Raw genomic sequence first — 20,700 nt, 5'->3', positions numbered from 1 at the left:
CGGCGGACGTCGCCCACCCGTTTGTCGAACATCCGGCGGCATCAGGCCGCCGAAGTGATCAATGCGCTGATTTTCGGGCGATCGGCCTCCTTTCCTGAGTTGCGGGTTTCGGTTGAGCGGGCGTGTTCCAGTGCCTGCACGTCACCGCTGATCTGGCCGCCGGCTTCGATCAGCAGGCTGCCGTAGCGGATCGTGCCGCGTACGCGGCCGGTGGCGTGGATGACGAGCTTGTCGCGGGCAGTCAGGTCGCCCTCGAAGTGGCCGTGGATTTCGGCGACATCGATGCCGACCTTGCCGGAGAAGGCGCCTTTCTCGGCAATGCGCAGCACGCGGCTATCCATGGTGGCTTCGACGCGGCCCTCGACGATGAGGGTGTCGCAATCCAGAATTTCGGCGCCCTTGAGCTTGACCTCGGGACCGACGACCAGGCGGCTGGGTGATTCGGTGTCTGCCACCGGGGCGGGTGTATGGCGGGTGTCCGGGCTGCTGCTGGTCTGTGCGGCGAGCTGAGCGGCCTGGGCGGCGTTCAGTTCGGCGGCGTCGCGCAGGCGGTTCTGCGGCTGGAGCGCCGGATAGGCCCCGGGCGTGTGGGTGACGCGGGGCTGGCGCTCCGCTGCGGCTTCGGAACTGCGGGGCAGGGCTTTATGGAACATCTGGTCTCCTTCGTGAGCGGGGCGGCCTTCAAGGAGCGAAGCGCCGACAAGGAGATACAGTGCAGAGGCCGTGCCAGATTCAACTAATCATTATTAATCAACGGTTTGTTTGTTATTTGTGAGATCTCGTCCGGGCCTCGGGTGTCGCCTTGCAGCGACAGCTTTTCGGGCCGCTGCGGGCAAAGCCCCTTGCCGCCGGGCGAGGCGCTGTCGCGAATCGGCGACAGCCCGGATCAGGCCTGCCCGGCCGGATCTGTAGCGTCCTTGAAGGCGCTTGCTTCGAGGTGGTGGCGGGCGAGCAGGCGGTAGAACTCGGTGCGGTTACGCCGGGCGAGCCGGGCAGCCTGGGCAACCTTGCCGTCGGTGAGGCGCAGCAGGCGCACGAGGTAGTCACGCTCGAAGCGCTGGCGGGCTTCCTCGAAGGATTCGATGGCGCCGCCCTCATCCTGCAGCGCACGCTGGACCAGCGCGGCGGGGATCACCGGGGTAGTGGAGAGGGCGACGGTCTGCTCGACGACGTTCAGCAACTGGCGCACGTTGCCGGGCCATGGCGCCGCCAGCAGCAGCGCCATGGCTTCCGGCGAATAGGTGGTGACGGCACGTTTGTAGCGCGCGGCGAGGCGCAACAGGAAGTGCTGGGCGAGCAGCGGAATGTCTTCACGGCGCTCGGCCAGCGAGGGGAGGGCAAGGCTGACGACATTCAGGCGGTAGTACAGATCGTCGCGGAAACGCCCTTCGCTACGTGCGACATGCAGATCGCGATGGGTGGCGGAGAGGATGCGTACATCGATCGGCAGGCTGCGCGTGGCGCCAACCGGGCGTACTTCGCGCTCCTCTAGCACACGCAGCAGCTTGACCTGGAGGGGCGTGGGCATGTCGCCGATCTCGTCGAGGAAGAGCGTGCCGCCGCGCGCGGACTGGAACAGCCCGTCGTGGTCGCGATGGGCGCCGGTGAAGGCGCCTTTGACATGGCCGAAGAGCTCGGATTCGAGCAGCTGCTCGGGGATCGCCCCGCAGTTGATGGCCACGAAGGGCTTGCCGGCGCGCGAGCTGGCCTGGTGGATGGCGCGCGCGAGCAGCTCCTTGCCGGCACCGCTGGGGCCGCTGATGAAGATGCTGACTTCGCTGGCGGCGACCAACTCGGCCTGGCGCAGAAAGTCTTCCATCAGCGCGCTGCGGGTGAGGATCTCGCTGCGCCAGGCCGCCGGTTTGCGCGATTCACCCGCATCGCCCGAGCTGCCGACGGCGCGGCGGATCTGCGCGATTAACTCGCCCGCGTCGTAAGGCTTGGTGAGATAACCGGCCACACCGCGCTGGGTGGCTTCGATGGCCTCCGGGATATTGCCGTGGGCGGTCAGCACGATCACCGGTAGCGAGAGATGCTGCTGGCGCACCGCGTCGAAGAGAGCCAGTCCGTCCATGCCGGCCATGCGCAGATCGGTGACGATGATGTCCGGCCGCTGCGCGGCGATTGCCGCCAGGGCCGCAGGGCCACTGTCGGCACAGCGGATGGCAAAGCCACTGGCCTTGAGGCGGATCGAGAGCAGGCGCAGCAGGTCGGGGTCGTCGTCAACCAGCAACACGCGGGTGTTGGCAGCTTCGGGGGCGGTGGGGGGCTGAGTCATTTGGCTTTCGGGCGTTCCTGCATTTTCAGCTCGATCTCGCGCAAGGCGTCGAGCTTCTGGCGCATCTGTTCATTGCCTGCCTGCGCCTCGCGCAGCTTCTGTTGGCTGCTGGCCTGGGCGTCGTCGAGGCGGCGGATGTCCTGCAGCATGGGCAGCAAGAGTTGCGCCAGCGGGTGATTGCGGCCGCGGCCGTTGGCGTCCGAGGGGGGCAGATCCAGCAGGCTCAGGGCACGCGCGCGGTCGCCCGGCGGGCTGGGGGCAATGGCGTGAAACAGGGCGAGCTGCAGGCGCCGTTCTTCGCTGCGCTTGCTGGCGTAGTGTTTTTGCAGGCTGTCGGCTTCGGCCGCGAGCTCGGCCGGGTTCATGGCGCGGATCCGGCTGCTCTGCTGGAGGATGTCGAGATCCGCTTCGCTGCTTGCCTGAAGCAGGCCAACATGCCTGAGTTCGGTAGTGCTGCAGGCGCTAGCGAGCAAGACGAGCGCGCTGGCGAGCAGCAGGCTGGAGAGGGCTTTCATGCTGGAGACCCGGTGAGCGGCAGGCGGACGCAGGCGCGCGTGCCCTGGGGGGAATTGGGGTGTAGCGAAACTTCGCCGCCATGCAGGGCGACGAGTTCATGCACGATGGACAGCCCCAGCCCGCTGCCCTTGACCGGGCTGCCCTGCGGCGCCGGCCCCTGAACGAAGGCTTCGAACATGCCAGGTGCCAGCTCGAGCGGAATGCCGGGGCCTTCGTCGCAGACTTCGATGCAGATCTGGCCGGCCCCAGCGCTGCTGCGGATGAGCACGCTGCTGCCTGGCGGGGCGTATTTGAGGGCGTTGGAGAGCAGGTTGTCGAGGATCACGCGGAGGTTTTCGCGGTCCGCCTGTAAGTTCAGCGCATCGCCTTCACAGGCGATGCGGATGTTGCGCGCCGCGGCGGCGAGTTTGTGGTCGGCAATGAGCAGGGCAATGAGCTCCGTCAGCGCGATCTGCTCGCGGCGCAGATCGCCCGGCGCAAAGCGCAGGCCGCTGTAATCGAGCAGGTTTTCGATCAGTTTGCGCAGGCGCTGGCAGTTGCTGGCGAGGATCTGCACGACTTCGAGCTGCTCGGTGTTGAGCGGGCCGGTCACCTTGTCGAGCAGCAGTGCGGTGCCTTCATGCAGGGCGGTGAGCGGCGTCTTGAGTTCGTGCGAGACGTGGTGGAGCAGGCGGGTCTTCTGCGCGTCGAGTGCCTGCAGGCGCGTGCGCAACCAGTCCAGACGCTGGCCGAGGAGGGCCATGTCGCGCGGGCCGGTGACACGGATCGGGGTGTCGAAACGCCCTTCGCCGAGCCCGCGCATGGCTTCCTCGATCTGGCGGAAGGGCCGCCGGATCAGGGCGGTGATGCCCAGCGCCAGGAGCAGGCTGATCGGGATCAGGATCCACAAGCGCTGCAGCAACTGGCGGCGGGCTGCTGCCGCTTCGATCCGCAGTGACTGGATGTCAGCCTCGATGCGGGCGTCGGCCTGGTTGATGATGAGGCTGGCGCTGTCATTCATGGCCGCGAAGGCTTTGAGCAAAGCCGGGCCGCGGTTCTGGCTCAGTTCCGCTGGCTGCAGGCTTTGCCAGATGCTCTTTTCTGCCAAGCGCAGGGCATCCAGGTTGCTGCCGAGATCAAGCGTGTCAGCGTGCCGCTGGAGGCGTTCGGCGGTTTCGTTGAAGGCTGTGCGCTGGCGGGCATAGGTGCCGAGCCCGGCTTCGTCGCCGAGTACCAATTGCTGGCGGGCGAGGCGCTCCAGGGCGGTGAGATGTTCGCTGAGGGCACGGCTGTCGCGGGTGATGGTCGTGGCGCGGGTGATCGCGCTTTCGCTGCGCTGGCTGAGCTGGGCGAGCGAGAAATAGGCGCCGAACAAGGCCAGCACTGCAGGCAGGGCGACCAGTACGAAACCGAGTAGCAGCAGCTTGGGAAGGGAGAGCGGATAGGGCAGGCGCATCGGGCACGGGTACAAAGCAGCCCCTGTTTGTACCTGCGTTGCTGGCGCAGGTTTCCCTCGGGGCGACGGAAGGCCGCTGCGCGTCAGGCGAGTGTTAGCCCAGCCGGCTGCAAGCGACGAGTGTGAAAGCTGGCCCGGTAGCGGGCGCCGTGCCCGCTGAAGTTCAGTGCGGGCAGGGTGCCATGCAGGGTGCTCAGCGGCAGGGGGCGGATCTGGATCAGGGCATCATTGCGCAACAGGCATTGCAGCTGGCGCTTGAAGGCATGCTGGGCAGCCAGTGGCAGGCTGGCAGATGCCATGCGCCGCACGAAATGGCTCCAGCGGGTCTGCATTGCGCGGCGCAAGGATTCGAGGGCGGCATCGTTGAGATCGAGCTGCCAGTTCTGCTCCAGCATGGCTACCAGAAGCACGCTGGCGGGGCGTACATCGTGATGAACCCAGCTGTTAACCAGATGCAGGCGCCCGCTGCGGGTGCGGTTGTGCCAGTGCCGGCTGGTGATGCGGACTACATCGGCCTGTGGTTGTGGGCCAGGCTGGCCGGCGAAGAGCAGGAGGTAGGGGCTGTCGGCGTCGAACGGATTGTCGTGCTGGCGCAGGCACAGCAGGGTGTCGAGGTAGAGAAGGCTGGTGGGGGCTGACATGGCCGTGATTATGCCCGCGAGGAACCGTCCGGCGCTTGGCCGGGAGGCAAGGGCTCTCGGCTAGAGTGCTCCGCGCGCTGAGCATTCGGGCTTGTTTTCGGTAGCAGGACGCAGTTTGCTCGAAGATGTTGAAAAAAGCGTTTCAACACAGATGATCTGGCCGGGTTTTGAACGGCTTCGGTGCGTGCAGGAACGATGCGCCAGGCGGCTTTTCGCGCCATAATCGCCGAAATAATGCCCTCGTACGGCGCATGGCATTGCTTCAATGCGGGTTCGTTGGGCAAGAGAAAGGAAAGAGGATGAATTCAGCGGCAGACAAGCGGGTGACTCTGGCCGACGTGGCCAAGCTGGCAGGCGTTTCGAAGCAGACCGTGTCGCGCGTGGTGAATGGCAGCGAACATGTGACCGAGGAGACGCGCACCCGCGTGCTTCAGTGCATCGATACCCTTGGCTTCCGCCCCAGTGCGCTGGCGCGCCAGTTGAGCACCGGACGCAGCCAGACCATCGGTGTCGTGAGTAACGGCGGCCAGGGCTATCTGGTGTCCGGCGTGGCGTACCTCGGTATGGTGCGCCAGGCCGACAAGATGGGCTATGCGCTGCTGATCAAGGAAATGACCGATTTCAGCAGCGGCAGCATCCGTACCATGCTGGATTATCTGATCGAGCGTCAGGTGGACGGCGTGATCTGGGCGGGCCCCGAAATCGGTGATAGCCATGCCTGGCTGGATACTTTCGATGCTGCCAGCCTGCCGATGCCGCTGGTGGCCATCAATGCCAAGCCGCGTCCTGGTGTGGATACCGTGAGTTTTGACAATTTCGAAGCAGGGCGTGTGGCGACCCGCCACCTGCTGAGCCTGGGGCGCAAGAATATTGGCCATATTGCCGGCCCGACCAATCGCTGGGTGTCGCAGCAGCGGGTTGAAGGCTGGAAGGCCGCACTGGCCGAGGCGGGTACAAGCGAGATGGCCCGCAACGTGGTGGAGGGCGATTGGGATGTGCATACCGGCGGCCCTGGCCTGCGCCGCTTGCTGGAAATCTGTCCGAAGCTGGATGCGGTTTTCGTGGGCAGCGACCGGATGGCAATCGGTGTGCTCGCCGAAGCCCACAAGCTGGGTTTGCGTGTGCCGGAAGACCTTGCCGTGATGGGCGTGGATAACCTGCCCGAGAGCGCCTACCTGATCCCGCCACTGACCTCCATGACGCAGGACACGCCGCGCATGGCCGAGGTGGCGCTGCGCCTTCTGGTGCGACGCATCTGCGAGCGCCGCGGCGAGCCTTATCCGGAAGCCTGTGCGATTCCCGAGAACCCGCTTCTTACGCACGATCTGGTGGTGCGCCAGAGCACCTTGTGTGGCAAGCTGGCGAGCAAATAGTCCGTTTCCCTGGACAAGCAAAAGCCCGGTTGAACCGGGCTTTTGCGTTTCTGGCGGGGCGGCAAAGGCCGGGACTCAGCTTTCGCTGCTACTGGCCTGCAAACGTGTGAGCTGCTTGCGACTGAGGCAGAGCAGGAGCCGCTTGGCGTCCGTCTGTTTGCCCAGGCGCTTGAAGCCGAGCTGGCTGCAATAGAAGCCGGCATGGCTGCGCGGGCATTCGGCAAGGATATCGGTGCTGTCCCAGTCCGCAACGGTGCTGGCAAGCGCCTGGATCATCGGGCGAGCGAGCTGCTCGGGCGCAATATGCTGGTCAAAGGCGAGTCGCTCGACTTCGACCAAGCGTGCGCCGCGTGCGCGCAGCGCGTCGAGTGCCGGGCGGTGCAGCAGGTCCAGCTGCAGGCCGGCGGGGTTGTCGCGGCGCAGGCAGATCACGCCCTGAGCGCGCTGCCGGCGTGGGCTGATATGAAGCGCCAGCGCCACAACGCGTTCGAGTTCGGGGGCTGGCAATCGATCAAGGGGCGGATGCTGCGGCTGCAACTGCTCCAGCAGGCGCCGGGCTTGTTCCAGTTGCCAATGGCTGGCGGCGAGGCCTATGCGCAGGGTGCTGCCAGCTACTTCCAGACAGGTTTCAAAGGCCAGCTCGCGCAGGGCTTCGAAAAGGTAGATCTGCTCCGGGGCGTGCCGGTCCGGGTTGGAGAGGCGCGAGCGGAGCGGTTTCGCAGCAGTCGAATCGGGTCGAACCGTGGCCACGATGGTCTGGGTCTAAGTAATTGGTTATATGCCGAAAGTACTATAGTTGCCGAATTTGACCATTATATGTATGTGGCCTATCTTGACCAGCGTCTTTTGAGCTTTTTCCAGCCTGAGACCGGTAAAAAGCTGAAAAGCCCGCCCGGATTCCTCCGGACGGGCTCTTTTCAGGGATGAACGCGACAGGCGATCAGACCTTCACTTCGTCGGCTACTTCCTTGTATTCGCTGATCTGATCGAAGTTCATGTAGCGATAGATCTTGCCGGCGTCGGCATTGATCACGCCCATGTCAGCGTGGTACTCGGCAACGGTAGGCAAGCGACCGAGCTTGGAGGCAATCGCCGCGACTTCGGCTGAGGACAGGAACACGTTGGTGTTTTTGCCCAGACGGTTGGGGAAGTTGCGCGTCGAGGTCGACACCACCGTTGCGCCTTCACGCACTTGCGCCTGGTTGCCCATGCACAGTGAGCAGCCGGGCATTTCGGTTCGCGCACCGGCGCTGCCAAAGACGCCGTAGTGGCCTTCCTTGGTCAACTCGGAAGCGTCCATCTTGGTCGGCGGAGCCACCCACAGCTTGACAGGAATATCGCGCTTGCCTTCGAGCAACTTGGAGGCTGCACGGAAGTGGCCGATGTTGGTCATGCACGAACCGATGAAGACTTCATCGATCTTGGTGCCGGCCAGCTCGGACAGCGGCTTGGCGTCATCCGGATCGTTCGGGCAGCACAGGATGGGTTCCTTGATGTCGGCCAGATCGATTTCGATGACATGAGCGTATTCGGCATTCGCATCCGGTGCCAGCAATTCGCCATTGGCGATCCAGTCTTCCATCTTCTGGATGCGGCGTTCCAGGGTGCGCTTGTCGGCGTATCCGTCGGCGATCATGTTCTTCAACAGCACGATGTTGGAGCGCATGTACTCGACGATCGGGGCCTTGTTGAGGCGCACCGTGCAGCCGGCGGCGGAGCGTTCGGCGGAGGCATCCGACAATTCAAAAGCCTGTTCCACTTTCAGATCCGGCAGACCTTCGATTTCCAGGATGCGACCTGAGAATTCATTGATCTTGCCGGCCTTGGCGACCGTCAGCAGGCCTTGCTTGATGCCGTACATGGGGATGGCATGCACCAGATCGCGCAGGGTAACGCCGCGTTTCTGGGCTTCATCCAGCGAACCCTTGAAGCGCACCAGCACCGATTCAGGCATGTCCAGCGGCATCACGCCGGTGGCGGCGGCGAAGGCGACCAGACCGGAGCCGGCCGGGAAGCTGATGCCGACCGGGAAGCGGGTGTGGCTGTCGCCGCCGGTGCCAACGGTGTCGGGCAGGAGCATGCGGTTCAGCCAGCTGTGGATCACGCCGTCGCCGGGGCGCAGCGCGATGCCGCCACGATTGCTGATGAACTTGGGGAGCTCGCGGTGCGTCTTCACGTCGACCGGCTTCGGATAGGCGGCGGTGTGGCAGAAGGACTGCATCACCAGATCGGCGGAGAAGCCGAGGCAAGCCAAGTCTTTCAGTTCGTCGCGGGTCATCGGGCCGGTGGTGTCTTGCGAGCCGACCGAGGTCATCTTGGGTTCGCAGTAGGTGCCGGGGCGCATGCCGGTGCCTTCAGGCAGGCCACAGGCGCGGCCGACCATCTTCTGCGCCAGGGTATAGCCCTTGCCGGTGTCGGCTGGCACTTGCGGAAGGCGGAACAGGGTGGATACGGGCAGGCCGAGGAATTCGCGTGCCTTGCCGGTGAGGCTGCGGCCGATGATCAGGTTGATACGGCCACCGGCGCGCACTTCGTCGAGCAGCACAAGGGTTTTGAGTTGCGATTCGGCGATGGTGGCGCCGCCCTTTGTGGCGGTGACCTTGCCGGTTGCGTGGTCGACCTTCAGTTCGATCTCGTCGCCCATGTCCATCTTGGCGACATCAATTTCAATCGGCAGCGCGCCAGCATCTTCCTGAGTGTTGAAGAAGATCGGAGCAATCTTGCCGCCGAGACAGACGCCGCCGAATTTCTTGTTCGGCACGAAGGGAATGTCTTCGCCGGTCCACCACAGCACGGAGTTCGTCGCCGACTTGCGCGAGGAGCCGGTGCCGACCACGTCGCCAACGTAGGCAACGAGGTTGCCCTTGGCGGCGAGGTCCTGAATCATCTTGATCGGGCCGCGCTTGCCGTCTTCTTCGGGCGTGATGCCGGGGCGGGTGTTCTTCAGCATGGCGAGGGCATGCAGGGGAATGTCCGGGCGGCTCCAGGCATCGGGCGCGGGCGAGAGGTCATCGGTGTTGGTCTCGCCAGTCACTTTCAGAACCGTCAGCTTGATGCTGCTGGGGAATTCGGGGCGCGAGGTGAACCATTCGGCTTCGGCCCAGCTCTTGATCACGTCTTGCGCGACGGAGTTGCCAGCCTTGGCTTTTTCGGCGACATCGTGGAAGAAGTCGAACATCAGCAAGGTTGTCTTCAGCGCAGCGCCGGCGATGGGGGCGAGGGCTGCGTCATCGAGCAGGTCAATGAGAGGCTTGACGTTGTAGCCGCCGACCATGGTGCCGAGCAGCTCGGTGGCCTTGGCTTTGGAGATCAGCGGGCAGGCCACATCGCCATGGGCGACGGCAGCCAGGAAGGAGGCTTTGACCTGTGCGGCATCATCCACGCCAGGCGGAACGCGGTGAGTGATCAGGTCGACGAGGAAAGTTTCTTCGCCGGCCGGCGGGTTCTTCAGCAGCTCAATCAGATCGGCCGTTTGCTTGGCGTCCAGCGCAAGGGGCGGGATGCCGAGGGCGGCACGTTCGGCGGCGTGTTGGCGGTAGGCTACTAGCACGGTCTTTCCTCCTGATTTTGTAGAAACGGCCTCTGGCCGCGAATCCGCTCGCGGCCAGAGGCCGCTTCTACAGGTTTGGGTTACGCGAATAAACGTTTCAATACTTCATCTTGCAAGGTGATGCCGGTGGCGCGTGCCCGTTTGAGCACACTCCAGTAATAGCGATATGAGGCCCGGTCGTGCAGGCGATCATGGTGGCGGATCGGCCCCCAGCTGGCGTCCTGGGCGGCGAGAATGATCTCTCCGGCAGTCCCGATTTCTGCTTCGCTGGGCTGCATGCCGCGCAGGATGGGTTCGATCTGGTTGGGATGAATGCTCCACATGCGCAGGAAGCCGGCCTCCATGCGAGCGCGGCGGGCATCGTTTTCGATCACGGCCATGTCCACCAGTTCGGTGCACACGTTGTGGCTCGGAAGCACGCCATGTGCCAGTGCTGCGCTGACGATGCGGCTCTTCGCACTGACGATCAGTGGATGTTCGAACTGACCGGGGCTGCGCATGGCGCTGGCCGGAATTGCCCCGTGATGCGCGCTGACGAAATCCATCAGGCCGAAGTCCAGAGTTTCGACACCGGGCAGGGCGGCAATCTCCCACACCTGGTGCAGCGCACCGTGGGTTTCAATCAGTACGTGCAAGGGGATTTCGCGTTCAAGCCCCCCTTGCTGCGCGACTTCGCGCAGGGCAACCAGCACGCGCTCCACGTCAGAGACGCCGCGCACCTTGGGTAGAACGAGGTAAGCCAAGCGGGGGCCGGCGAGGCCGACGATCTGTTCCAGGTCGGTGCGCCAGGCACTGTGGGTGATGTCGTGAATGCGTGCGCCGATGCGTTGGAAATGGTTGTCGCTGCTCATGATGAGTGCGGCAATCATCTCGGCGTGTTCGCGCTCGGCACCGGCGGGAGCGCCATCTTCGCAATCACAGGTGATGTCGAAGACGGCGCCGCGCTCGGCTTGCAAGGCCATGGCCTTGCGCATGGTTTTCTCGTTGCCGGCGAAATGCTCGACAACGGGAATCCGGGGCAGTGGACTGCCCTCTGGATAGAGCACGGCATCCGGGGGCAGGTGGCTGCGGCTGGATGCGATGCTCATTGGGCTCTCTGTTGCAGCTGGAGGTGATCAGCCAAGCAGGTCGGCAACGCCGGCGCGCTCTTCTTCGAGTTCCTTCAGGGTGAAGTTCATCTTTTCACGCGAGAAGTCGTCAATTTCCAGGCCTTCGACGCGCTTGTATTCACCATTGGCAGTGATGACCGGCACGCCGTAGATGATGCCGGCAGGAATACCGTAGGAGCCATCGGACTCGACACCCATGGTGACCCATTCGCCGTTGGAGCCGAGGAACCAGTCGTGCATGTGGTCAATTGCGGCGTTGGCCGCCGAGGCGGCGGAGGACAGGCCGCGCGCTTCGATGATGGCGGCGCCGCGCTTGCCGACGGTGGGCAGGAACACGTCGCGGTTCCAGGCTTCGTCGTTGATCAGGGCCTTGACGCTGTCGCCATTGCTGGTCACGAAGCGGTAGTCGGCATACATGGTCGGGCTGTGGTTGCCCCACACGATCAGGTTCTTCAGGCTGGAAACCGGGCGACCGGTCTTGCCGGAGAGTTGCGACAGGGCACGGTTGTGGTCCAGGCGCAGCATGGCGGTGAAGTTCTTGGCCGGAACGCGACCGAACTTCTTGGCGCTTTCCTTGGCGATGTAGGCGTTGGTGTTGCAGGGGTTGCCCACCACCAGGACGCGGCAATCCGGATCTGCGTACTGGCCGATCGCTGCACCTTGCACGGTGAAGATCTTGGCGTTTTCAGCGAGCAGGTCCTTGCGCTCCATACCGGGGCCACGCGGGCGGGCGCCGACGAGCAGGGCGGCCTGGGTGTCCTTGAAGGCCACGGCCGGATCATCGGTGGCGATCACGCCGGCGAGCAGCGGGAAAGCACAGTCTTCCAGCTCCATGATCACGCCGGCCAGCGCCTTCTGGGCTTGCGGCAGGTCGAGCAGCTGCAGGATGACTGGCTGGTCTTTGCCGAGCATTTCGCCCGAAGCAATACGGAACAGCAGGCTGTAACCGATCTGACCGGCAGCGCCGGTAACGGTGACACGGATGGGCGACTTGGACATGCGGGGCTCCTTGTAGCTATAGGGCTGTTTATAAGCGCTGATCGCGCTGCGTCTCGTTGGGGTTGCGGGTGTGTTGCCTGTTGTGTACTGCGGTATTTGCGTTGGAGTTTATACTTCGAGTGCTGGTGTGTCAAAAGCTAACTTATGTCTTATATAAGATATAGAATAGGATATGGACGAAGTGGGTCATTTGTGCTTGAATGATCGTTATGGCACACGAATCGCCAACTTTCAGCCCCTTGTACCGACAGATCAAGAATCTGATCGTTCAGGCGCTTGACTCTGGGGAATGGCTCCCGGGGCAAACGATCCCGAGCGAGCAGGAGCTTGCGCTGCGCTTCGGTGTGAGTCAGGGCACCGTACGCAAGGCTGTTGATGAGTTGGCGGCCGAGAACATTCTTGTGCGGCGCCAAGGCAAGGGCACGTTTGTCTCCACTCATCAGGATCCGCGCGCGGTATTCCGCTTTCTGCGTTTGAAGGCCGTCAATGGCGGTCCGGTGCTGCCCAAGAGTCAGCCGCTTGAATGTCTGCGCGGCAAGGCTGGGCAGGAGGCGGCCCGCAACCTCGGTATCGAGCCTGGCAGCCAGATCTTCATCGTGCGCCGGGTGCTGAAATTTGACGGCAAGCCGGTGGTGATCGATGAAATGTACTTGCCGGGCGATGTTTTTCAGGGCTTGAGCCTGGAAATGCTCAAGGAGTGGCAAGGCTCGCTCTATAGTCTTTTTGAATCCCGTTTTGGTGTGCGCATGGTGCGAGCGACCGAGAAGATCCGTGCTGTGTCGGCTGACCGTGCGGTGGCTGACGTTCTGAATGTACAGGAGAGCACGCCCCTGCTCTCCGTTGAGCGACTGGCGTATACCTACGGCGACAAGCCGGTGGAGTGGAGACGCGGCCTGTACTCGACCGCTGAACACTTCTATATCAATGAACTGAGTTGACGGATTTACAGGTCGGTGCCGCGCGCAACGGTGCCGGATTCATATAAAAGAGAGGTGCGCACGATGGCAGAAGCTACAGTCAGGAAGGCAAGGCCCAAACATCTGAATCTCATGCAGATCAGATTGCCCTTGCCCGGGTTTGTGTCGATTCTTCACCGGATCAGTGGGATCGGTTTGTTCCTCTGTCTGCCGGTGTTGATCGCCTTGTTCGGTGCCAGTCTTGGTACGCCGGAGCAACTGGAGTGCTATCGCCAGGCGATGGTCTTCACAGTGCTGGGCCTGCCAGTAGTCAAGCTTTTGCTGCTGGGCTTGCTCTGGGCCTATCTGCATCACTTCTGTGCCGGCATTCGCTTCCTGTTGCTGGATATGCATATTGGCATTGAGCTCGCCCCGGCCCGCGCCAGCGCAATGGCTGTGCTGGTGATCAGCCTTTCTCTGACCGCTTTTCTGGGGGTGCTGACATGGTGAAGCGTCTGGTAGTGGGTGCCCACTACGGTTTTCGCGACTGGCTGGCCCAGCGCGTGACTGGAACCGTGATGGCCTTCTTTACGGTCTACATGCTGGTCCGGATTGCCGCTCTGCCAGCTTGGGATAACGCTGCGTGGCGTACCCTGATGAGCGGCGGATTTACCAAATTCGTGACCTTCCTGTTCGCTTTGTCGTTGCTCTTCCATGCCTGGATTGGTGTGCGCGACATCTGGATGGATTACGTCAAGCCGATCAGCGTGCGTCTGACTCTGCACGCCATCACCCTTTTGGCCCTTACCGGATATGCCGGCTGGGTCGCTCAGATCCTGTGGAGGCTGTAAGTGAAAGTCGCCAAGCGTACGTTTGATGCAGTAATCGTTGGTGCTGGTGGCGCCGGCATGCGTGCTGCGGTGACTCTGGCCGAATCCGGCCTGAAGACCGCGGTGATTTCCAAAGTGTTCCCGACCCGCTCGCACACGGTGGCTGCGCAGGGTGGGGTGTCCGCGTCGCTGGGTAACTCCGAGCCGGATCACTGGACCTGGCACATGTATGACACGGTCAAAGGTTCAGACTGGCTCGGCGATCAAGATGCGATCGAGTTTATGTGCAAGCAGGCCCCGCAAGTCGTGGTCGAGCTTGAGCACTACGGCATGCCGTTTGACCGTACCGACGAAGGCAAAATCTATCAGCGCCCTTTCGGTGGCCACATGTCGAATTTCGGCGAGAAGCCGGTGCGTCGTGCCTGTGCGGCGGCTGACCGGACTGGTCATGCCATGCTGCATGCGCTGTATCAGCGCAATGTGAAGGCCAATACCCAGTTCTTCGTCGAGTGGCTGGCGCTGGATATGCTGCGCGCACCCGATGGCCGAGTGCTGGGCGTGATTGCAATGGAAATGGAAACCGGCGAAATCACGGTATTCCAGGCCAAGGCTACGCTGTTCGCCACCGGCGGTGCCGGTCGTATCTATTACTCCTCGACCAATGCCTTCATCAATACCGGTGATGGTGTTGGCATGGCGGCGCGAGCCGGCATTCCGCTGGAAGACATGGAGTTCTGGCAGTTCCATCCGACCGGTGTGGCTGGCGCAGGCGTGCTGATTACCGAAGGCGTGCGTGGCGAAGGCGGCATTCTGCGCAATGCTTCGGGTGAGCGCTTCATGGAGCGTTATGCGCCGAACGCCAAGGATCTGGCTTCGCGTGATGTGGTCTCGCGCGCCATGGTCACCGAAATCAACGAAGGTCGCGGCTGTGGTACCGGCAAGGATCACGTGCTGCTTGATATCACCCACCTTGATGCTGACGTGATCAACAAGCGTCTGCCGGGCATCCGCGAGATCTCGATCCAGTTCGCCGGCACCGACCCGATCAAGGCACCGATTCCGGTGGTGCCGACCTGCCACTACCAGATGGGCGGTATTCCGACCAACTATCGTGGCGAAGTAGTGGCTAATGGCGCTCCGGTCGCCGGCTTCTACGCTGCGGGTGAATGTGCGTGTGCCTCGGTGCATGGCGCGAATCGCCTGGGCACCAACTCGCTGCTCGACTTGCTGGTTTTCGGCAAGAGCTCGGGTGAGTCGATGATCGAGTTCATCAAGAACGAACCTGCCTCTCTGCCGGAGATTCCGCAAGGCGAAATCGACAAGGCGCTGGCGCGTGTCAATCGTCTGGATACCCAGAAAAATGGCGCTGACGTGCACGAGACGCGTCTGGCCATGCAGCGCACCATGCAGGCGCATGCCGGTGTGTTCCGCTTCAAGGACATGCTTGCCCAGGGCGTCGACAAGATTCTGGAGATCGAGAAGCAGGTTCAGCAGACCGAGATCAAGGACAAGTCGCAGGTCTGGAACACCGCGCGTATCGAAGCACTGGAACTTGAAAACCTGATCGAAGTGGCCAAGGCCACCATGATCTCGGCCAATGCCCGTACTGAATCGCGCGGCGCACACGTGCGTGACGATGCCCCGGATACCCCGGAGCGTCCGAATGGCCGTGATGATGCCAACTGGCTCAAGCACACTCTATGGCACCGTGAAGGCAATCGCCTGGAATACAAGCCGGTAAACCTGAAACCGTTGACCGTCGAAAGCGTTGCGCTCAAGACGCGTGCCTATTGATTGCCGGGAGCTGACAAGAAATGACCCGTACCGTCAAATTCAAAATCTACCGCTACGATCCGGACAAGGATGCAGCGCCCTACATGCAGGATCTATCGGTCGAACTTGATCCTTCCGATCGCAAGCTGCTCGATGCTCTCGTGAAGATCAAGGCTTTGGATGATTCGATGTCCTACCGTCGTTCCTGCCGTGAAGGTGTGTGTGGCTCGGATGCCATGAACATTAACGGCAAGAATGGCCTGGCCTGCCTGACCGATATCGACAGCCTGCCGCAGCCGATCACGCTGCGTCCGCTGCCTGGCTTGCCGGTGATCCGCGACCTGATCGTGGATATGACCCAGTTCTTCAAGCAGTACCACTCGATCAAACCCTACGTGGTGAGCAACTCGCCGGCGCCGGAGATGGAGCGCCTGCAGACCCCTGAAGAGCGCGAAGAGCTCAACGGTCTCTATGAGTGCATCCTGTGTGCCTGCTGTTCGACCAGCTGCCCGAGCTTCTGGTGGAATCCGGACAAGTTTGTTGGCCCGGCTGGCCTGCTCGCGGCCTATCGCTTCATTGCCGATACGCGTGATGATGAGACCAACGAGCGTCTGGACAACCTTGAAGACCCGTATCGCCTGTTCCGTTGCCACACCATAATGAACTGCGTGGATGTGTGTCCGAAGCATCTGAACCCGACCAAGGCCATCGGCAAGATCAAGGAATTGATGTTGTCGCGGGCAGTCTGATCGATGGCACAACATAAGGCTCTGCGCGAGAAGATCAAATGGCGGGCCCGGCGTGGCCTGCTGGAGATTGACCTGTTCTTCACGCGCTTTGCCGCTACGGAACTCGACAAGCTCGACGAAGCTCAACTGCTCGAGCTGCAGGATCTCTTGACCTGCGATGACCACGAATTGTGGGCCATGCTCAACGGCAAGCAGGAATGTACGGTCGAGAAGTGGAAAAACATGGTGACCCTGCTGAGGCAGAGCGCACCGGAACTACCCTTAGCAGCACCAACAGAAGCACCTACACGTTCTACAGAAGGGAAAGCAGGCATGACTACACAGAAAACCGCGACGCTGGGCTTCAATGGCCAGTCTTACGAGTTTCCGGTGCTCTCCGGCAGCATCGGTCCGGATGTCATTGACATCCGCACGCTCTATGGCAAGACCGGTGCCTTTACCTTCGACCCAGGCTTCATGTCGACGGCTGCGTGCAAATCTTCGATCACTTACATCGATGGCGATAAGGGCGAGCTGCTGTATCGCGGCTATCCGATCGAGCAACTCGCGGTGAACTGCGACTATCTCGAAACCTGCTACTTGCTCAAGCATGGCGAGCTGCCGAGCAAGATCCAGTACGACGAGTTCGTGAAGACCGTGCGTGATCACACCATGGTGCACGAGCAACTGACCCGTCTGTATCAAGGTTTTCGCCGCGATGCGCACCCAATGGCGATTCTGGTTGGCATGGTCGGCTCGCTGTCGGCCTACTACCAAGACTCTCTGGATATCGCCAATCCGGAGCACCGTACCGTTGCGGCAATGCGCCTGATTGCCAAGCTGCCGACGATTACCGCGATGGCCTACAAGTACACGATCGGCGAGCCCTTCATGTACCCGCGTAACGATCTGGACTATTCCAGCAACTTCCTGCACATGATGTTCGCAACGCCGTGCGAGAAGTACGAACCGAACCCGGTGCTGGCCCGTGCTCTGGACCGCATCCTGATCCTGCATGCGGACCACGAGCAGAATGCTTCGACCTCCACCGTGCGCCTGTCCGGCTCCTCCGGTGCCAACCCCTTCGCCTGTATCGCTGCCGGTATCGCTTGTCTGTGGGGGCCGGCACACGGCGGCGCCAACGAAGCCTGTCTGGTGATGCTGGAAGACATCATGAAGCAGGGTGGTGTCGAGAAGATCGGTGAGTTTATCGCCCAGGTGAAGGACAAGAACTCCAACGTCAAGCTGATGGGCTTCGGTCACCGCGTCTACAAGAACTACGACCCGCGCGCCAAGCTGATGCGTGAAACCTGCCACGAAGTGCTGAACGAGCTCGGGCTGCAGGACGACCCAATGTTCAAGTTGGCGATGGCGTTGGAAAAGATCGCGCTGGAAGACGAGTACTTCGTGTCCCGCAAGCTCTACCCGAACGTCGACTTTTACTCCGGCATCGTGCAGAAGGCCATGGGCATCCCCGTGTCGCTCTTCACTGGCATCTTCGCGATGGCTCGCACCATTGGCTGGATTGCGCAGTGGAACGAAATGATCGGCGATCCGGAGCAGAAGATTGGTCGTCCGCGTCAGCTTTACACCGGCGCACCGCAGCGCGATGTGAAGCCGATGGCATTCCGTTAAGCCAAGAACACCGCCCGAGAACCGGGGGTCACCAGCGGCCCCCGCAGAGATAAAGGCCATCCAAGATGAGACAGTACCAGCTCAATTCCTACCTGTTCGGCAGCAATGCGCCGTTCATTGAAGAGCTCTACGAGACTTACCTCGAGAACCCCTCGAACGTGCCAGATCAATGGCGCGATTATTTCGATTCGCTGCAGAACCTGCCGGGTGCAAGCCGTGATGTGGCTCATGCACCCGTCATCGCTTCGTTTGCGCAGATTGCCAAGCAGGGTAAGCCTCTGTCGGCGGCTGTCACTACGCCTGGCGTGGCCGACAAGCGTCAGATCAGCGTGCTGCAGATGATCAACGCCTACCGCTTCCTTGGTAACCGCTGGGCACAGATCGATCCGCTCAAGCGGCAGGAGCGCCCCTCGATTGCCGAGCTGGAGCCGTCCTATTACGGCTTCACCGAAGCGGATCTCTCCACCAGCTTCAACATCGGCTCCTTCCAGTTTCAGGAAAAGAGCCAGGCATCCCTGCGCGAGATTCTCGACGCTGCCCGCCAGACCTACTGTGGCACGCTGGCGGTCGAATACATGTACATGGCCGACGTGCAGCAGAAGCGCTGGATCCAGAGCCGTTTGGAGCCGATCCGCTCGACGCCGTCCTTCGATGTGCCGACCAAGAAGCGCATCCTCGAGCGCCTGACCGCAGCGGAAACCCTGGAAAAGTATCTCCACACCCGTTACGTCGGCCAGAAGCGTTTCTCGCTGGAAGGCGGCGATACGGCGATCGTGGCGATGGATACTTTCATCAACACTGCTGGCTCGCTGGGCGTGCAGGAAATCGTGATTGGCATGGCCCACCGCGGCCGCCTCAATGTGCTGGTCAATGTGCTGGGCAAGGCGCCCAAGATGCTGTTCGAAGAGTTTGAAGGCAAGCATGCTTCCGACCTGTCGGCTGGTGACGTGAAGTACCACATGGGTTTCTCCAGCGACGTGAACACTGCTGGTGGACCGGTGCACCTGACTCTGGCCTTCAATCCTTCTCACCTTGAGATCGTGAATCCGGTGGTTCAGGGCTCCGTCTATGCGCGCCAGACTCGCCGCAATGATGTCAGCAAGAGCCAGGTGGTGCCGCTGTTGATCCACGGTGATGCTGCCGTGGCTGGCCAGGGCATCAACCAGGAACTGCTCAACTTCAGCCAGACTCGTGGTTATGGCACGGGTGGCGCAGTGCATCTGGTGATCAACAACCAGATCGGCTTCACGACTTCGGATCCGCGTGATTCGCGTTCCTCGATCTACTGCACCGACATCTTCAAGATGGGCGAATGCCCGATCTTCCACGTCAATGCTGACGATCCGGAAGCGGTGGCGCTGGCTTGCCAGTTGGCCGTCGAATTCCGCCAGACCTTCAAGAAGGATGTTGTCATCGATCTGTTGTGCTATCGCAAGCTCGGTCACAACGAAGCGGATGAGCCGATGGTCACCCAGCCGCTGATGTACAAGAAGATTGCTCAGCACCCGGGTACGCGCAAGCTGTACGCCGACAAGCTGGTCGGGCAGGGGGTAATCAGTGCTGACGAGCCGGACAAGATGATCGCTGAATACCGTGAACATCTGGATCGTGGCGAGCTGCTCTACAACCCGGTGCTTTCCGGCCATAGCCGGAAGTTTGCTCAGGACTGGACGCCCTTCATCAAGAAGGAATACACGGATGATGCCAAGACCGGCGTGCCGATGACCGAGCTGAAGCGTCTGGCCAAGCGTCTGGTCGATGTGCCGGCCGATTTCACCCTGCACTCACGCGTCTCCAACATCATCGAGGCCCGCAAGGCCATGGGTGATGGCAGTCAGCCGCTGGACTGGGGGATGGCCGAAAACCTCGCCTACGCGTCGCTGGTGGCGCAAGGCTACGGCGTGCGCATCTCCGGTCAGGATTGCGGGCGTGGCACTTTCTTCCACCGCCATGCTGTACTGCACGATCAGAACCGCGAAAAGTGGGACGACGGCAATCTTGTGCCGCTGGCCAACATCCAACCCGAACAGGCACCCTTTGTGGTGATCGACTCGGTACTGTCCGAATCCGGCATCCTGGGTTTCGAATATGGCTACGCTACGGCCGAGCCGAACCAGCTCGTCGTGTGGGAAGCCCAGTTTGGTGACTTCGGCAACTGCGCCCAGGTGGTGATCGACCAGTTCATCGCGTCCGGCGAAGCCAAGTGGGGTCGTCAGGCTGGCATCACCATGCTGCTGCCGCATGGTTACGAAGGTCAGGGCCCGGAGCACTCCTCTGGTCGTCTGGAGCGTTACATGCAGCTGTGTGCCGAGAACAACTGGCAGGTTTGCGTGCCTTCCACTCCGGCCCAGATCTTCCACCTCTTGCGTCGCCAGATGGTGCGCCCGCTGCGCAAACCCTTGGTGGTCATGACACCGAAATCGCTATTGCGCCACAAGGATGCCATCTCCTCGCTGGACGACCTGGCCAATGGCAGCTTCCAGACCGTGATTGGTGAAGTCGACAAGTTCGATGCCAAGAAGGTCAAGCGCGTGGTGGTGTGCTCCGGCAAGCTCTATTACGAGCTGCTGGCCGAGCGCCGCGCCAAGGATCTGAAAGACACGGTCATTGTGCGTCTGGAGCAGCTGTATCCCTTCCCCAACGATGCCTTTGCACTTGAGCTGGCGAAGTACCCGAATGCCAAGGAAGTGGTGTGGTGTCAGGAAGAGCCGCGCAACCAGGGAGCCTGGTACTGGATCGCCTCGCGTCAGCACCTGACCCGCTCGATGGGCAGCAAGCACACCCTGTATCTGGTGAGCCGTCCGGCTTCGGCTTCGCCGGCCGTGGGCTACTACGCGGTGCACAATGCCCAGCAGCGCGAAGTGGTGGAAGGTGCCTTCGGCAAACTCGGACAAGACCTGGCTCCGCGCTCCTGAGCGCAGCAGCACGGATAAAAAC

The 20,700-nt window shown here is 61.9% G+C and carries 17 protein-coding genes; 8 read left to right on the top strand and 9 right to left on the bottom strand.

Going from position 1 to position 20,700, the window contains the following annotated elements:
- Nucleotides 1–41: 41 nt before the first annotated feature.
- From C0V76_RS04295 to C0V76_RS04275, 5 genes are all read right to left on the bottom strand, one after another.
- On the bottom strand, nt 42–653 hold the full coding sequence (locus C0V76_RS04295) for a polymer-forming cytoskeletal protein (RefSeq protein ID WP_101941152.1): 612 nt from the start codon (nt 651–653) through the stop codon (nt 42–44).
- Between the two features lie 233 nt (nt 654–886).
- Nucleotides 887–2,278, bottom strand: coding sequence for a sigma 54-interacting transcriptional regulator (locus tag C0V76_RS04290; RefSeq protein ID WP_101941151.1), 1,392 nt, complete (start codon nt 2,276–2,278; stop codon nt 887–889).
- The gene (locus C0V76_RS04285) at nt 2,275–2,793 is read right to left on the bottom strand and encodes a hypothetical protein (RefSeq protein WP_101941150.1); all 519 of its coding nucleotides are present in this window, start codon (nt 2,791–2,793) and stop codon (nt 2,275–2,277) included. Before C0V76_RS04285 ends, C0V76_RS04290 begins: the two co-directional genes overlap by 4 nt.
- Nucleotides 2,790–4,229: an ATP-binding protein gene (locus C0V76_RS04280; RefSeq protein ID WP_101941149.1), complete on the bottom strand. Its 1,440-nt coding sequence runs from the start codon at nt 4,227–4,229 to the stop codon at nt 2,790–2,792. The genes C0V76_RS04285 and C0V76_RS04280 overlap by 4 nt, the downstream gene beginning before the upstream one ends.
- 83 nt (nt 4,230–4,312) lie before the next feature.
- Nucleotides 4,313–4,870: a hypothetical protein gene (locus tag C0V76_RS04275; protein ID WP_101941148.1), complete on the bottom strand. Its 558-nt coding sequence runs from the start codon at nt 4,868–4,870 to the stop codon at nt 4,313–4,315.
- A 299-nt stretch (nt 4,871–5,169) separates the two neighbouring features.
- Here C0V76_RS04275 and C0V76_RS04270 point away from each other — a divergent pair, with 299 nt between their 5' ends.
- Nucleotides 5,170–6,243, top strand: a complete 1,074-nt coding sequence (locus tag C0V76_RS04270) for a LacI family DNA-binding transcriptional regulator (RefSeq protein WP_158239142.1) — start codon at nt 5,170–5,172, stop codon at nt 6,241–6,243.
- 75 nt (nt 6,244–6,318) lie between these two features.
- Here C0V76_RS04270 and C0V76_RS04265 read toward each other — a convergent pair whose 3' ends face one another.
- From C0V76_RS04265 to C0V76_RS04250, 4 genes are all read right to left on the bottom strand, one after another.
- A complete protein-coding gene (locus C0V76_RS04265; protein ID WP_101941146.1) occupies nt 6,319–6,993 on the bottom strand; it encodes a hypothetical protein in 675 nt (224 codons plus the stop codon).
- Nucleotides 6,994–7,183: 190 nt separating this feature from the next.
- Nucleotides 7,184–9,793 carry a bifunctional aconitate hydratase 2/2-methylisocitrate dehydratase gene (gene acnB / locus C0V76_RS04260; RefSeq protein WP_101941145.1) on the bottom strand — a complete coding sequence of 870 codons (2,610 nt, stop codon included), beginning with the start codon at nt 9,791–9,793 and terminating at the stop codon, nt 7,184–7,186.
- Nucleotides 9,794–9,873: 80 nt separating this feature from the next.
- Complete coding sequence (locus C0V76_RS04255) at nt 9,874–10,881, bottom strand: CoA ester lyase (RefSeq protein ID WP_101941144.1); 1,008 nt, start codon at nt 10,879–10,881, stop codon at nt 9,874–9,876.
- Nucleotides 10,882–10,908: 27 nt separating this feature from the next.
- Nucleotides 10,909–11,901 (bottom strand): malate dehydrogenase, encoded by a 993-nt coding sequence (locus C0V76_RS04250; RefSeq protein WP_101941143.1) that lies wholly within the window; start codon nt 11,899–11,901, stop codon nt 10,909–10,911.
- 209 nt (nt 11,902–12,110) lie between these two features.
- On the opposite strand from C0V76_RS04250, the gene C0V76_RS04245 reads away from it, so the two are divergent.
- From C0V76_RS04245 to C0V76_RS04215, 7 genes are all read left to right on the top strand, one after another.
- Complete coding sequence (locus C0V76_RS04245; protein WP_101941659.1) at nt 12,111–12,839, top strand: GntR family transcriptional regulator; 729 nt, start codon at nt 12,111–12,113, stop codon at nt 12,837–12,839.
- 63 nt (nt 12,840–12,902) lie between these two features.
- On the top strand, nt 12,903–13,307 hold the full coding sequence (gene sdhC / locus C0V76_RS04240) for a succinate dehydrogenase, cytochrome b556 subunit (protein WP_101941142.1): 405 nt from the start codon (nt 12,903–12,905) through the stop codon (nt 13,305–13,307).
- A complete protein-coding gene (gene sdhD / locus C0V76_RS20015; protein ID WP_101941141.1) occupies nt 13,301–13,648 on the top strand; it encodes a succinate dehydrogenase, hydrophobic membrane anchor protein in 348 nt (115 codons plus the stop codon). Before sdhC ends, sdhD begins: the two co-directional genes overlap by 7 nt.
- Entirely contained in the window at nt 13,649–15,421 is a 1,773-nt protein-coding gene (gene sdhA, locus C0V76_RS04230; protein WP_101941140.1) for a succinate dehydrogenase flavoprotein subunit, read from the top strand.
- A gap of 20 nt (nt 15,422–15,441) precedes the next feature.
- On the top strand, nt 15,442–16,149 hold the full coding sequence (locus tag C0V76_RS04225) for a succinate dehydrogenase iron-sulfur subunit (RefSeq protein WP_101941139.1): 708 nt from the start codon (nt 15,442–15,444) through the stop codon (nt 16,147–16,149).
- A gap of 3 nt (nt 16,150–16,152) precedes the next feature.
- A complete protein-coding gene (gene gltA, locus C0V76_RS04220) occupies nt 16,153–17,763 on the top strand; it encodes a citrate synthase (protein ID WP_101941138.1) in 1,611 nt (536 codons plus the stop codon).
- Between the two features lie 65 nt (nt 17,764–17,828).
- Nucleotides 17,829–20,678, top strand: a complete 2,850-nt coding sequence (locus tag C0V76_RS04215; protein ID WP_101941137.1) for a 2-oxoglutarate dehydrogenase E1 component — start codon at nt 17,829–17,831, stop codon at nt 20,676–20,678.
- Nucleotides 20,679–20,700 lie beyond the last annotated feature (22 nt).

Source organism: Uliginosibacterium sp. TH139 (assembly GCF_002855595.1).
Taxonomy (GTDB): Bacteria; Pseudomonadota; Gammaproteobacteria; order Burkholderiales; family Rhodocyclaceae; genus Uliginosibacterium; species Uliginosibacterium aquaticum.
Note: the sequence above shows the minus strand (reverse complement) of the source record. Positions and strands in the feature narration are given on the sequence as shown.

What these genes read in the sequence shown, in the direction of transcription:
- C0V76_RS04275 (WP_101941148.1), bottom strand. Translation starts at nt 4,870, where the DNA reads ATGTCAGCCCCCACCAGCCTTCTCTACCTCGACACCCTGCTGTGCCTG.
- C0V76_RS04225 (WP_101941139.1), top strand. Translation starts at nt 15,442, where the DNA reads ATGACCCGTACCGTCAAATTCAAAATCTACCGCTACGATCCGGACAAG.
- C0V76_RS04255 (WP_101941144.1), bottom strand. Translation starts at nt 10,881, where the DNA reads ATGAGCATCGCATCCAGCCGCAGCCACCTGCCCCCGGATGCCGTGCTC.
- C0V76_RS04290 (WP_101941151.1), bottom strand. Translation starts at nt 2,278, where the DNA reads ATGACTCAGCCCCCCACCGCCCCCGAAGCTGCCAACACCCGCGTGTTG.
- gltA (WP_101941138.1), top strand. Translation starts at nt 16,153, where the DNA reads ATGGCACAACATAAGGCTCTGCGCGAGAAGATCAAATGGCGGGCCCGG.
- C0V76_RS04295 (WP_101941152.1), bottom strand. Translation starts at nt 653, where the DNA reads ATGTTCCATAAAGCCCTGCCCCGCAGTTCCGAAGCCGCAGCGGAGCGC.
- C0V76_RS04270 (WP_158239142.1), top strand. Translation starts at nt 5,170, where the DNA reads ATGAATTCAGCGGCAGACAAGCGGGTGACTCTGGCCGACGTGGCCAAG.
- sdhD (WP_101941141.1), top strand. Translation starts at nt 13,301, where the DNA reads ATGGTGAAGCGTCTGGTAGTGGGTGCCCACTACGGTTTTCGCGACTGG.
- sdhC (WP_101941142.1), top strand. Translation starts at nt 12,903, where the DNA reads ATGGCAGAAGCTACAGTCAGGAAGGCAAGGCCCAAACATCTGAATCTC.
- C0V76_RS04245 (WP_101941659.1), top strand. Translation starts at nt 12,111, where the DNA reads ATGGCACACGAATCGCCAACTTTCAGCCCCTTGTACCGACAGATCAAG.
- C0V76_RS04215 (WP_101941137.1), top strand. Translation starts at nt 17,829, where the DNA reads ATGAGACAGTACCAGCTCAATTCCTACCTGTTCGGCAGCAATGCGCCG.
- C0V76_RS04280 (WP_101941149.1), bottom strand. Translation starts at nt 4,229, where the DNA reads ATGCGCCTGCCCTATCCGCTCTCCCTTCCCAAGCTGCTGCTACTCGGT.
- C0V76_RS04285 (WP_101941150.1), bottom strand. Translation starts at nt 2,793, where the DNA reads ATGAAAGCCCTCTCCAGCCTGCTGCTCGCCAGCGCGCTCGTCTTGCTC.
- C0V76_RS04250 (WP_101941143.1), bottom strand. Translation starts at nt 11,901, where the DNA reads ATGTCCAAGTCGCCCATCCGTGTCACCGTTACCGGCGCTGCCGGTCAG.